We start from the raw sequence: 12,817 nt of genomic DNA on the forward strand, positions 1-12,817 counted from the left end.
GTCCGATGGCGCGCCGTTGTCGTATTTGCGCGTGTGTTGCGCGAGGATTTGTGGGGTGTTTGCGGGGTATCTGGGGTGTTTGCGGGGTATCTGTGGGGTATCTGGGGTTTCCGTGGGCATCTGCGTGTGCGCGTGCCTGTGGACTATCGTGACTGCCGGCATGCGCGTGGCATGCGTGGCATGCGTGTCGCGCGGAGGTTCGCGGCGAGTCGCGTCGCTGATTGCGCTGGCGGCTGACGCTCGGTTCGCATGTTTTAAGCCTTCGCGTTTAAACTGGCAGCCATGGCTTTGACACCAGAAGAACTTGAATCCATCCGCGCTCGCATTCCCGCCAAGCCGGAAAGCGACATCCCTACGCCGTACGAAGACCTTGTGCGTCGCATCCTCACCGAAGGCACACTTAAATCCGACCGCACTGGCACGGGCACCATCAGCCTGTTCGGTCAGCAGATGCGCTTCGACCTGAGCAAAGGCTTCCCGCTCATCACCACGAAAAGGGTGTGGTTCAAGGGCGTGGCTTACGAACTGCTGTGGTTCCTCAAGGGCAGCAGCAACATCAATTGGCTGGTCGAGCATGGCGTGCACATCTGGGATGAGTGGGCGGACGCTGACGGCAACCTGGGGCCGGTCTACGGCGTGCAGTGGCGCAGCTGGCCGGCGCCCACGAAGGATGATCCCAACCGCACGATTGACCAGATCGCAAATGTCGTGGATCTGATTCGCAACAATCCTGACTCCCGTCGCATGATTGTGACCGCATGGAATCCCGCCGAAGTCGAGAATATGGCGCTGCCTCCGTGCCACGCGCTGTTCCAGTTCTACGTGGCGGATGGCAAGCTCAGCTGCCAGCTGTATCAGCGCAGTTGCGATATGTTCCTCGGGGTGCCTTTCAACATCGCGTCGTATTCCCTGCTTACGTGCATGATGGCGCAGCAGACGGGGCTGGAGCCGGGCGAATTCGTGTGGACCGGCGGCGATTGCCATGTGTATGACAACCACGTGGAGCAGGTGCTCGAGCAGCTGAGCCGTGCGCCGTATCCGTATCCGACGCTGAGCATCGACAAGGCGCCGAGCATCTTTGAATATCAGTACGAGGACTTCCACGTGGAGAACTACCAGCATCACGCCAAGATCGCCGCGCCTGTGGCGGTATGAGGCGATTGCGCCGGAAGGTGCGCGGCCGGAGGATGCGGCGGTGAACTCGGCAGCACGTGCGGCGGCAACTGCGGTCGGCGGATGCGGCGGCACGTGCGGCGGGTGTGGCGGCACGTGCGGCGTTGTGCGGTGATGATACACTGTTGCACTAGTCTCATGTTTGATTTCCATATGGCCATATGACCTAAGGAGTGATTAACGATATGGAGCATGACAGTCATAACAGAACGGACCATCACGAACCCAAGCCCGGATTTTCCGGGCGTATGAGCGACGGTCACCGTGACGATGACGATCTCTTCGAGGACGAAGAGGAATACGACGAATTCGATGGCGATGACGAACCCAAGCGTACGTGGGTGAATCTTATTTGGGCGCAGGCGCACACGCCGAACGGGACCGAAGGAATTGGCAACGGCGGTAAAATGCCGTGGCATCTTGCCGAGGACATGAAGCATTTCAAGGCGCTCACGGTGTCGCATCCGGTGATTATGGGGCGCAAGACGTGGGAATCCATGGGGTGCAAGCCGCTGCCAAACCGCGATAACATCGTGATTTCTTCCGATCCCAATTATCGGGCTCCGGGCGCAACGGTCGCGACCAATCCCGAGGGTGCCCTGGAAATCGCCAGCCAGGCAGCCATTCCGGATGATGGAATGGATCATTCTGAAATTTGGATTATCGGCGGAGCCCAAGTCTTCCGCGAATTGAAAGACGAAGCCGACCGTGCGTATGTGACGCAGATCGATGGCACTTACGATGCGGATGTGTACGCCCCCGTGCTCAACGACGACGATTGGCGCCTCGAAGAGGAATCCCCGTGGATGACGCCCGCGAAGGATGTCGATGTGCCGCGTTTCCGCTATCTTGTGTATCGCAAGGTCGAAGACGAGGACCGCGACGACTGACCGATATTGTCTGGTCGCAACAGGTCGGGGCTGCTGATTGGGTGGGCTGCCCCGGCTGTTGCGTTGCGGCCTGTGCGGGTGCGGACCGATAGAATCCACCCGTTTGACCCATTCGCTTGCCATTATGAAGGAGCAGCATGGCTGATTCCAAAGACTCTCGTTACACCATCACCACCGTGTGCACCGGCAACATCTGCCGGTCGCCAATGGCGGAGATAATCCTGCGCGCACGCGTGGAGGACGAAGGACTGAGTGATTCGATCCGCGTGATGTCGAGCGGCGTGAGCGACGAGGAATACAGCCATCCCATTGATCCGCGCGCCGTGCGCGTGCTGCGTGCCCGGGGATACGAGATTCCCAAGCATCATTTTGCGCACGCCATCACGCGCGCTGAAATCGACGCCACCGACCTATTCCTGCCGATGACCGCGTCGCATATGCGCTCGCTGCTGCGCATGTTGCCGCCGCAGGACCGCAGCAAGGTGCACATGTACCGTTCGTTCGACCCGAATCTTCCCAAGCCGGCGCCCGGCAAGGAATACGAGATTGACCTTGTGGATCCGTGGTATGGCGGGCCCGAGGATTTCGAGATTGCCATTGACCAGATCGAGGAAGTGGCGCCCTACATCATCGATTGGGTGAAGGGCGAGATCGGGTGACGGTGATGTCGGGCGAAGGTGAGTTTTCCTGACGGGTGAGATTGCCTGACATGTGAGATTGCCTGATAGGTGGACTTGCCTGAAGGATGAATCCGCCTGAAAGCGAGTTTGCCCGAAGGGTGGGGTTGCCTGACAGGCGAGATTGCTTGAGCTTGTGTGTTGTCACCGCAAGGATCCTTGGCCGCGCAGCGACAACGCTGTGCGGCCTTTGTTTTAGGCGGATTCTGGTTTGGAAGTAGATTCCAACGGTGGTCGCAGCCTCTTCGTCGTACATCCATACATCCGCACGCCAATCCGCGCATCCATACGCCGATCCGCACGCCGATCCGCGCATCCGTACGCCGGTCCGCGGATTCGCTCGCCGAAGACGGAGGTTTGATTCCCTTTCGGGGGTTGTCTAACTTCCGTCTTCGGCGACATTCTGGTTTGTTCGCCGAAGACGGAGGATGGAATCCCTTTTTGGGACCCTGTAACTTCCGTTTTCGGCGAATCCAAAATTCGCTCGCCGATGGTGGAGGTTTGGTACCCTTCCTAGAGGTCTGTAACCTCCGTTTTCGGCGAATTATTCGTGAGTCGCCGAAGAGGGAAGTTTGGGACCCGTTTTCTTTGCATGTATCCTCCGTCTTCGGCGAGCGGTTGGTGATGTCGCCGATGGTGGAGGTTTGGGGCCTGTGTGGGGATCTTGTAACTTCCGTCTTCGGCGAATCCTGGTTTTGTTCGCCGAAGACGGAGGTTTGATTCCCTTTCGGGGGTTGTCTAACTTCCGTCTTCGGCGACATTCTGGTTTGTTCGCCGAAGACGGAGGATGGAATCCCTTTTTGGGACCCTGTAACTTCCGTTTTCGGCGAATCCCAGGTTTGTTCGCCGATGGTGGAGGTTGGGGGTGGGTTTGGGAACCGTCTAGCCTCCGCTATCGGCGAACGGTTGGTGGTGTCGCCGATAGCGGAGGTTGGATTTCCCCTCGAGGGTTGTCTAACTTCCGTCTTCGGCGACATTCTGGCTTGTTCGCCGAAGACGGAGGTTTGGGCCCCTTTCTAGGGGGACTGTAACCTCCATATTCGGCGAATCTTGGATTTGTCGCCGATGAGGGAGGTTGCGTGGATTCTGGTGGGCGCAGCGGCTTGAGGAGAGGGAAGAGGGGAAAGGGGGAGGGAAAGGAAAGAAAGGAAAGGAAAGGAAAGAGAGGAAGAAAAGAAGAAGGAAGAGGAAGAAGAAAAGAAGAAAAGAGGAAGAAGAAAGAAGAAAAGTGAAGGGGAGAAGAGGGAAAACAAAACCCCGCGAGGGGCGGGGCTGGGTGGTGGCTCCGAGCGGCATCGATCCGCTGACCTCACGATTTTCAGTCGTACGCTCTACCAACTGAGCTACAGAGCCTTAGAACAAAAAACCCAGGCGAACCTGGGTTCTCATTCAGCGACTCCGGCCGGACTTGAACCGGTGACCTCCGCCGTGACAGGGCGGCGCTCTAACCAACTGAGCTACGGAGCCATCGTGCTGACTTGCGTCAGGCAACAAGAGAGATAATACATACAACCTCCTGATCATGCAAATCGAAACGGCAAATTTCTTCCTTCGGCGTGTCGCGTTCGCCAGAAAGTGACGAATCACAAGTATTTCCAAGCGTTATGCGCCTCGCCGTGGCGACACGGTATGATTCGTGTGGCGCGGCTTGTGTGTGACGCATGGGCGCGCGTTGCGGTGTGCAGAAGGCGGCGCGTCCGGAATATTCCCGGCTGTGGTCGGTGGATGTGGCGCATGGCCCTTCAGGCATCCGCTGGGAATAGCTTGCTCATACGCGACGGAATTTTTCGGAAACGGCGGGATACAAGATGACGGACGAAGAAACGGCAGTGGAAACAGGTACGGTGAAGAACACCGCGGATTCGCAGACTTCTGAAATCGTGAATCCGCAGGTGGCGGCGGGCACTCAAGACGGTGATTCCGCAGCCCGCGGTGATTCTGCTGCGCATGTGATGCTACCGCCGGCAGATGCCGCGGACTCGGAGGCGGACACGAACATGGGCACGGAGGCGGGCTCGAACGAGAACGCGAACACTGACGCGGACACTGACACGGAGGCGGACGCGAACATGGACTCGGACACGAACACAGAATCTGCCGCGATTCGTTCCCCGCGCCGCCGTGCCGTCGTGTCGTTCGTGCGCCGTTCGTCCCACTTGGACGGGCGCCTGGCTCGGGCTTGGGAGCAATGCGCCCCGCAATACCTGCTGCATCTGCCAAACGGCGGACGGGACCTTGGCGTAGATCCCGCGTATCGATTCACGCGCGCGGAGGTGCTGCGCCTGTGGGGCAGCGACCGCCCGTTGGTGGTGGAGATCGGCACCGGGCAGGGGGAGAACGTGATAGCCGCCGCCCAGCGTGAGCCCAACCGCAACTTCCTGGCACTCGAGGTGTATGACCCCGGTGTCGCCCATACATTGCTGCGTGCTGGCAAGGAAGGCCTGTTCAATCTGCGCGTCGCTCAGGTCAATGCGCCCGAATTGCTCGCTGTGTGCGAGGAAGGGCTGCTTGACGAGGTGTGGACGTTCTTCCCCGATCCGTGGCCGAAGATGAAGCATCACAAGCGTCGCATTGTGCAGCCGGCGCTCGCGGCGAACGTTCACAGGGCGCTCAAAGCGGGTGGAGTGTGGCGCATCGCCACCGATATCGACGATTACGCCTTGCATGTGCACGAGGTCATGGACGGCGCCCCGGGATTTGAAAACGTGGGGAGCATCGAGGTGTCTTTGCCTACGCAGCATGTGGGCAAGGGCGATGCCGACCGCGCTGCCGAGTTTCCGCATGCGATGTTCAGGGAATCCGAGCGATTCGCCGGGAGGGTGCTGACGAACTTCGAAAAGAAAGGCTTGGACGCTGGGCGCACGATTCACGATTTCACGTATCGCGCGGTCTGATGCCGCGCGGTGGCGTGGTGGCATGGTGATGTGGCGCGGTGGCGTGGCGTGTCGTGCGGTAGGCGCGACACGCCGTACAGGCGTGGCATTTCCTTGTTTTTGAGGCGGATTTGCCACAATCGCATGGTTTGCGTATACTAACCCAAGTGCGCCCCCTTCGTCTAACGGTTAGGACACCAGACTTTCAATCTGACAACGAGAGTTCGACTCTCTCAGGGGGTACGAAGTAGATGGAATCCCAGGTTTGCGCCTGGGGTTCCTTTTTTCGTTTGAATCTTCAGCCTGGTTAATCACCGAACGGAGATTGCGTTTCACAGGCCAAGATTCAGAGCGCGTCGATGTCGTCATGCCGCGGTGCTGATGCCGCGGTGCTGATGTCACAGCGTTGATGCCGCAGCACCGTCATGCTGGAATCGACCAGCTCCCAGAATTCAATAAGGTTATTTGGTTCAATCCCTCAGTTGTGATGCCTACAGTCATCGTCAGACTTGGAAAGGACGTCGCATGGCAAAACACGGGTACCGCTTCTTGCCTGACCGCAAGTACAAGCGCCGCCGCTTCGTGGCACTGTGCTTGCTGTTTGTTTTTGCGGCATCGCTCACGTGGGGCGTGGAAACAGCATTGTCCGCTTCGCATGGTGCTGCGGACAGCGCCGCGGCAGAAACCGAAGACGCGGTGCAATCCGCGGATTCCGTTGCACCGGATGATGCGTCCGGCAGTGACGCGGCCGACGATCAGGCCGCAGCCGATCCCACTGCTACGCCTGACGCGGACATCACTGCGCAAGTGCAGCCTTCGCTGGATTCCATTTTCGCAGGCGCTGAGTATTCCGTGAAGGTCACGAATCTTGCGACGGGCGTCACGAAGGTCGCCATCGGTGCCGACCAGCAATACACATCCGCGAGCACATACAAGCTTTACATAGCGTATTCCATGATTTCCATGGTCGAGCAGGGAACTGTCTCGTGGAGCTCGCCCCTTAACGGCACCACGCTCAAGTCATGCTTCTCCGACATGATTATTCAATCTGACAACGAATGCCCGACGGCGTGGCTGGAAAAATACGGCTTTTCGGCCATCAACCAGCAGGTGGCGCAAGCCGGATTCAGCAACACGCAGATTGCCCACGCCAATATGCTCACCACACCGTCGGATTTGACCGATTACCTGACGCGCTTGTATGACGGGACGTTCATGGATGCCGATTCCCGTGCGTTCCTGATTGATTGCATGGAGTCGCAGATTTATCGCAGCGGCATCCCCACGGGTATCGGTGACTCCGGGACTGTGGCAGACAAGGTCGGCTTCCTCGACGACCTGCTGCATGACGCAGCCATTATCTACACCGACAAGGGCGATTACACAATGGTCATCATGACCAATGAATCGTCGTGGAGTGCAATCGCCCAAGCGGCGGCCACGATTTACGCGGCGTTGTGAGCGTCGGCGCCGGCTGCTATGTCGGCGCTGGAGGTTCTCGTGCCGACAGCATCTGCGCCGCTGCCAGCGTTAGCGCCAGCAGCGTCATGCTGCTGCACAGGCACCCACGGGGCGTCATTGTCTTCTTCGGAATCCATCAGCTTCATCTGTTCGTCCAGCCACATGCGCTCGGCGGGATCCACATCCTTCATCTTCAAAAACAGCTGATACTGCGGGTAAAACAGGTGCAGCATCGGGTAGAGGGCGCGGAACGTGACCTCCGGCTTGTGGAACCTCCAGTGGCGCGGATGCGCGTTGAACGTGTTTTTGAAGCGGTCCATGTAAGCCAGGAAGCTCGGCAGCGACGAATCGATGCGGCGCGCGCTCATCGCGGCGATCATGCGCGGGCAATACACGGTTTTCAGACCGTCGCCAATCAGATGCAGCGACACGTCGATGTCTTCGTGCATCACGTCCGCCTTGTCGCGGCACACCTCGGTGCGGATGCGCTTCCATGCCGTGGCGCGCACCGCCATGTTCGAGCCGAAAAGCAGCGGATGGTCGCCGTCGGCACGGTAGATATGCTTGCGAATCTTGTTGTCGCCCTTCAGCCCGAAGTGCCTCGCCGGCATGTCGTAATACGCCACCGGTCCCGTGCAGCCCATCGCATCGGGATCCTCGGTGAACACGCCAGAAACGACCTCCACCCAATCAGGCTTGAGCATGCAATCGGCGTCGAAACGGCCGAGCACGTCGCCGGTGGCGTGGTCCAGGCCGTAGTTGCGCGTGGGGATGAGCCCTTGCTCGGCATCCTGCTCCATGAGGATGATGTGCGCCTCGGGGTGCGTGTCGATGAAGCTCTGCACGATCTGCCGGGTGTTGTCAGTGGATTTGTTGTCGACGACGATGATTTCCTTCGCCGGCATCGTCTGCCGCACGCAGCACGTGAGGCAGTCCTCGATGCGTTCGGCTTCGTTCCATGCCGGAATCACCAATGAGACTGAAAGCATACCTTCACAATACCCGACGGCTGATATCAGGATTTATTGTCGGACGATGACTGACCATGATGCCATAATGAGCCGTATGCGCCCAGATGACGAATCAGAAAAAACCACCCAGATAGACCTTGCGTCGCTGTTTCCCGAGAAGGGCGATCCGCGCAAGCCGCCGGAGTGGTTCGGCAGGGCACTCATCTACACTGCCATTGCGGTGTTCGTCAGCATTTGGCTGTGGCGCGGCTGGTCCGACATTCAGCCGCTGGTGCTCATCATCGTCATTTCGCTGTTCATCGCGCTGGCGATGGACCCGATTGTCGAACGTCTCGTGCGGCATGGCTGGAAGCGTGGCGCAGCGTCCGGCGTAACCCTCACCGGTCTGTGCATCGCCACGGTCGCGTTGCTGTCGGTATTCGGCAAGATGTTCGTCGACCAGGTGATGCAGATGATCAATTCGCTGCCTGCCACCTATCAGACGATTTCCGAGTGGGCGAAGACCCGTTTCAATGCGCAGATGCCTGACATGGAGCATGTCGGCGACGCGATCATGGATTGGTTCTCGACCCACAACATGGCTGATTACGCCGGCCAGGCATGGGGCTACGCGGTCTCGTTCTTCGGCGGGCTGTTCGCCGTGTTCACGGTGCTGCTCGTCACGTACTACATGTCTGCGTGCAGTCCCGCGATGCGCAAGTCGTTCTGCCGCTATATGTCGCCGCGTTCGCAGAAACGCTTCCTCATCACATGGACCGTGCTGCAAGATCAGATTTCGAACTTCCTGTATTCGCGCATCATCCTGGCACTCGTCTCAAGCGTGTGCATGTCGTTCTTCTTGATTTTCATGGGGTCGCCGTATTGGCTGCCTCTGTCGCTTTTCTGTGGGCTTGTCTCGCAATTCGTGCCCACGATCGGCACTTACATCGGCGGCGCGCTGCCGGTGCTGTCCATCTGGACCACGAACAGCGTCAAGGCCGCGATCATCGTCGTCGTGTACATCTGCATCTACCAGCAGTTCGAAAACCTGCTGCTGTCGCCGAAGATTTCGCAGCGCACGATGGACATCAACCCCGCTGTCGCGTTCCTCGTGGTGGTGCTGTTCAGCTACCTGTTCGGAGCGCTCGGTGCGTTCCTCGCGCTGCCGGTGTGGGCGTCCCTCCAGGTGCTGTTCAAGATGTATACGAAGCAGTACGAGCTGATTGACTCCCCGTTGCTTGATGATACGAGGCCAGTCAAGAAGTCGGCGATGGTGCAAGGCGCCGAAAGCTTCAGCGAGCGTGTTATCAAGCCGATGGCCGACAAGCTGCCTCGCGCTGTGCGTGGCAGCACGAATCGTGTGACGGTGGAGGACCAATACAACAAGCTCATCCAGGACGAGCTGGGCATCGACATTCCGTCGCCGCTCACCAGCGACGAGCAGGATGATTCCGAAACCGTGGCGATTCCGCAGAATGTGGTGACGCAGACGATGAGGCAGGGTGCCGCGCAGGCAGGGGAGCACCCCGAGGCGTCGGATTCCCACGAGCCGGGCGCTGGCTTCTTTGACGAGGATGCGGATGACGATGATTCCGAGATCGGCGTCACCAGTTCCACGAATGTGACCGAAGCGTTGCGCAAGCGCAATGAGCAGGGTCCGGCTCCCGAAAAATCCAAGTTCCGCACGCAGACTGCGCAGACGGAACGGGATCCGCAGGCGTCGCAAGCCGGGCAGACCGCCCATCGTTCGAGTGACGACCGGCCTGCTCCCGCCAAGCCCCGCAAGAGTCATAACGCTGGCGGCCATAGCGCTCGAAAGGAATGGCGCTGACATGGGATTGCTTACATTCATCGACATCCTCATGGGAATCATCGGGTTCTTGGGGATCGCCTACCAAGTGGTGTGCATCGTCACCGGATTCTTCGCCAAGACCGTTGACTATCCCGACGCACCGGCCGACAAACACTACTGCGTGCTCATCTCGGCGCGCAACGAATCCAAGGTCATCGGAAACCTCATCACGTGCATCCAGCACCAAACGTATCCGAGCGAACTCATCGACATCTGGGTCGTGGCGGACAATTGCGACGATGACACCGCCGAGGTGTGCCGCCGCATGGGATGCCATGTGGTTGAGCGTTTCAACAAGCAGCAGGTGGGCAAAGGCTATGCGCTCACCTATCTGCTCGACAACATCCAGCGCAGCGGCGCCGCCAAGGAATACGACGCCTACATCGTGTTCGACGCCGACAATTTGCTCGACAAGCATTACGTGGCGGAGATGAACAAGGCGTTCCACGCAGGGTTCGACGCGCTGACGAGCTATCGCAATTCCGTGAACTTCTCCGACAACTGGGTGTCCTCCGGCTCCGCCCTGTGGTTCGTGCGTGAATCCAGGTTCCTCAACAGTTCGCGCCACGTCTTCGGCACCAGCTGCCACGTGGGAGGCACCGGCTTCCTGTTCTCGCGCAAAATCATGGAACGCAACGGCGGTTGGAAGTTCCACCTGCTGACCGAGGACCTTGAGTTCACGATGGATACGATCATGCATGGCGACAAGATCGGTTACTGCGGCAAGGCCATGCTGTATGACGAGCAGCCGGTGACGTTCGCGCAGTCGTGGCGCCAGCGGGTGCGTTGGAGCAAGGGATTCCTGCAGGTGTTCCGTTACTATGGTTCCGCGCTCATCAAGTACGCGATTCGCGAACGTGATTTCTCCGCGGTGGACCTGTCGCTCATGATCTGTCCGCTCACCGTGCTGTCGTTGGCGCGCGTGGTGCTGGGTGCGCTGTTCGTGGCGTTCGGCTTCGTCTCGGCCGCCAGCCAGCTCGGCGCCTTGCGTTTCTGGGTCGTGACGCTGGTGGCGAGCGTGCTGGGGCTTATGGCGCTCGCTGCGCTCACCTCGATTCTCGAACGCGACAAGATCGGCGCGACGAACCGCGAGCTCGTGGCGTATTGCCTGAGTTTCCCGGTGTATATGCTCAGCTACATCCCCATTTCGTTCGCCGCGATTTTCTCGCGTTCGCAGTGGAAGCCAATACAGCATCAGGGTGCCTCGCAGGAGCAGCTGCACGAGGAATTCGACGGAACGGTCAATGCCGGCGCTGTGGAAGGCAAGATTGTGGAAGGCAAGGTTGTGCAAGATTCCGACACAGAAGGCAGTGCGGCGGAAGACGCCGCCGCGGCAGACAGTGCAGCGCACGGCTCTGCGTCCAAGGAATCAGCAAAGGCAGCGGCGATTGCCGCCATCAAGGAGGACGCTCGATGAGCGCATGGCACAGGAATCACGGCACCGCAGGCAAGACGCATGCTCCGTCATCGGCAGCGGTGCGCATCGTCGCCTCCGCCGTCGCCACGGCATTGGTGTTCGGTTGCTTCACGGCGATCCACCGTTATGCGCGCACCGGCGGTGATGAACGCGCTGATGTGACCGTGCGCGTTGCACGGCAGAACGTGCAGCTGCTCGCCCCGGACGTCGACACGTCCACGAGCATTGACGCCGCCGCGGTGCAGCCTTTGCTCGACGCCTATGCGCAGTCGGCGGGTGTGGGCACCACGTATTCGATAGCGGTCATGGACGCCCAGGGCAATGTCATCGCCGGGCATGAGCCGGACACTGCGCGCGAGCCCGCCTCCACCACGAAAACCCTCACCGCGTTCGCGGCAGCCTCCGCTCTTGACCTGTATTCCACCCTCGACACGCAGGTGTATGTGACCGGTGCGGCGGACGCCAAGGGTGCGGCGACGATCGTGCTCAAAGGCAACGGCGACGTGCTGCTTGGCACCGGCGCCAACGACGCCTCGCACATCAACGGCCGCGCTGGCATCGCCACGCTCGTGCAACGCACCGTGACTGCGCTCGCGGCGCAGGGCATCACCTCGGTGACGCTTGAATACGATGATTCGCTCTTCGGCAGCAAGCGTCTGCCCGACGGCATCGAGCAGACGGACGAGGACTACATTTACGAAATGCCGGCATCCTCCATGGCGATCGACATGGACCGTCAGTGGGGCGGCGTCACCAACCCCGACCCCGACCACATCATGAATTACCCGACGAAAACCGACACCCCGGCGCTCAACGTGGCGACGGAATTCGCGTCGCAGCTTGCTGCCGCCGGAGTGACGGTCTCCAACGCCGACGCGCCGGCATCCGTCCAGACCACAGGCGATGCCACGATGATCGCCAGCGTGCAATCCGCCCCGCTGTGGGAAGTCATGAGATTCATGCTGAAGAATTCCTCGAACACGCTGGCCGAGGAATTTGGGCGTCTCGTCGCCATCAAAACCGGTGCCGAGAACTCTCCGGAAGGCGCAGTGAAGGCAGTGACGCAAATCGTGCAGGATGCCGGCATCAAGACCGACGGGTTGTCGCTCAGGGATTGCTCCGGCCTCACCCTTGGCACGCGCATATCCGCAACAACCCTCGCTGACGTGCAACGCCACCTTGTGCTGCTGCAGCAGGAGGATTCCGCGCCGGTGATGGAAGGCGAGCTGCTGGCTGGCGTCGATAGGCCTCATGCGCCGTATGACCATTCGATCTATGGGTCGATGATGACGAAAACCGGCACGCAGGACAATGTGCGTTCCCTGTGCGGCACCATCGTCACCAAGGACGGCGGCGTTGTGTTCTTCGCCATCGTGTGCGTGGACATGGGGGATTGGTCCGCGGCCGGTGCCGCCAATGATGTGTTCGCCAGCGGGCTCGCCATGTTGTGATGCCATGTTGTGATGCCATGTTGTGATGCCAAGGCGGCATGGCGTCGCCGCGACCTGCCGGCAAATGCTGTGC

At 59.7% G+C, this 12,817-nt stretch carries 9 protein-coding genes, 3 tRNA genes and 1 pseudogene; 10 read left to right on the top strand and 3 right to left on the bottom strand.

Annotated elements, in window-relative coordinates; genetic code table 11:
- Positions 1-282 precede the first annotated feature (282 nt).
- The 4 genes from CLV65_RS05795 to CLV65_RS08735 all read left to right on the top strand — a co-directional run bounded on the left by CLV65_RS05795 (position 283) and on the right by CLV65_RS08735 (position 3,972).
- Positions 283-1,155: a thymidylate synthase gene (locus tag CLV65_RS05795; RefSeq protein ID WP_094691430.1), complete on the top strand. Its 873-nt coding sequence runs from the start codon at positions 283-285 to the stop codon at positions 1,153-1,155.
- A gap of 203 nt (positions 1,156-1,358) precedes the next feature.
- A complete protein-coding gene (locus tag CLV65_RS05805) occupies positions 1,359-2,063 on the top strand; it encodes a dihydrofolate reductase (RefSeq protein WP_094691431.1) in 705 nt (234 codons plus the stop codon).
- Between the two features lie 137 nt (positions 2,064-2,200).
- A complete protein-coding gene (locus CLV65_RS05810; RefSeq protein WP_094691432.1) occupies positions 2,201-2,722 on the top strand; it encodes a low molecular weight protein-tyrosine-phosphatase in 522 nt (173 codons plus the stop codon).
- A gap of 1,097 nt (positions 2,723-3,819) precedes the next feature.
- Positions 3,820-3,972, top strand: a complete 153-nt coding sequence (locus CLV65_RS08735; protein WP_157847232.1) for a hypothetical protein — start codon at positions 3,820-3,822, stop codon at positions 3,970-3,972.
- Between the two features lie 45 nt (positions 3,973-4,017).
- Here CLV65_RS08735 and CLV65_RS05815 read toward each other — a convergent pair.
- Positions 4,018-4,093, bottom strand: a tRNA-Phe gene (locus CLV65_RS05815).
- 40 nt (positions 4,094-4,133) lie between these two features.
- A tRNA-Asp gene (locus CLV65_RS05820) sits at positions 4,134-4,207 on the bottom strand.
- A 530-nt stretch (positions 4,208-4,737) separates the two neighbouring features.
- Between CLV65_RS05820 and trmB the strand changes: the two genes are divergently transcribed.
- The 3 genes from trmB (at position 4,738) to CLV65_RS05835 (ending at position 7,074) form a co-directional block, all read left to right on the top strand.
- Entirely contained in the window at positions 4,738-5,634 is an 897-nt protein-coding gene (gene trmB / locus CLV65_RS05825; protein ID WP_094691471.1) for a tRNA (guanosine(46)-N7)-methyltransferase TrmB, read from the top strand.
- A gap of 150 nt (positions 5,635-5,784) precedes the next feature.
- Positions 5,785-5,856 (top strand) — tRNA-Glu (locus CLV65_RS05830).
- Positions 5,857-6,138: 282 nt separating this feature from the next.
- Positions 6,139-7,074, top strand: a complete 936-nt coding sequence (locus CLV65_RS05835) for a serine hydrolase (RefSeq protein ID WP_094691433.1) — start codon at positions 6,139-6,141, stop codon at positions 7,072-7,074.
- On the opposite strand, the gene CLV65_RS05840 is transcribed toward CLV65_RS05835, so the two are convergent.
- The gene (locus CLV65_RS05840; protein ID WP_094691472.1) at positions 7,059-8,063 is read right to left on the bottom strand and encodes a glycosyltransferase family 2 protein; all 1,005 of its coding nucleotides are present in this window, start codon (positions 8,061-8,063) and stop codon (positions 7,059-7,061) included. The two genes, CLV65_RS05835 and CLV65_RS05840, sit on opposite strands and share 16 nt — an antisense overlap.
- 46 nt (positions 8,064-8,109) lie before the next feature.
- On the opposite strand from CLV65_RS05840, the gene CLV65_RS05845 reads away from it, so the two are divergent.
- From CLV65_RS05845 to CLV65_RS05855, 3 genes and pseudogenes are all read left to right on the top strand, one after another.
- A complete protein-coding gene (locus tag CLV65_RS05845) occupies positions 8,110-9,855 on the top strand; it encodes an AI-2E family transporter (RefSeq protein ID WP_211287610.1) in 1,746 nt (581 codons plus the stop codon).
- A 1-nt stretch (position 9,856) separates the two neighbouring features.
- A pseudogene (locus CLV65_RS05850) lies at positions 9,857-11,077 on the top strand (glycosyltransferase family 2 protein); the annotation flags it as partial.
- Positions 11,078-11,289: 212 nt separating this feature from the next.
- Positions 11,290-12,744, top strand: coding sequence for a D-alanyl-D-alanine carboxypeptidase/D-alanyl-D-alanine-endopeptidase (locus CLV65_RS05855; protein ID WP_094691436.1), 1,455 nt, complete (start codon positions 11,290-11,292; stop codon positions 12,742-12,744).
- The last annotated feature ends 73 nt before the right edge of the window (positions 12,745-12,817 follow it).

Source organism: Pseudoscardovia suis (assembly GCF_002797875.1).
Taxonomy (GTDB): domain Bacteria; phylum Actinomycetota; class Actinomycetes; order Actinomycetales; family Bifidobacteriaceae; genus Pseudoscardovia; species Pseudoscardovia suis.

Coding starts and splice junctions, on each gene's coding strand:
- CLV65_RS05795 (WP_094691430.1), top strand. CDS start 283: ATGGCTTTGACACCAGAAGAACTTGAATCCATCCGCGCTCGCATTCCC.
- CLV65_RS05805 (WP_094691431.1), top strand. CDS start 1,359: ATGGAGCATGACAGTCATAACAGAACGGACCATCACGAACCCAAGCCC.
- CLV65_RS05810 (WP_094691432.1), top strand. CDS start 2,201: ATGGCTGATTCCAAAGACTCTCGTTACACCATCACCACCGTGTGCACC.
- trmB (WP_094691471.1), top strand. CDS start 4,738: ATGGGCACGGAGGCGGGCTCGAACGAGAACGCGAACACTGACGCGGAC.
- CLV65_RS05835 (WP_094691433.1), top strand. CDS start 6,139: ATGGCAAAACACGGGTACCGCTTCTTGCCTGACCGCAAGTACAAGCGC.
- CLV65_RS05840 (WP_094691472.1), bottom strand. CDS start 8,063: ATGCTTTCAGTCTCATTGGTGATTCCGGCATGGAACGAAGCCGAACGC.
- CLV65_RS05845 (WP_211287610.1), top strand. CDS start 8,110: ATGACTGACCATGATGCCATAATGAGCCGTATGCGCCCAGATGACGAA.
- CLV65_RS05855 (WP_094691436.1), top strand. CDS start 11,290: ATGAGCGCATGGCACAGGAATCACGGCACCGCAGGCAAGACGCATGCT.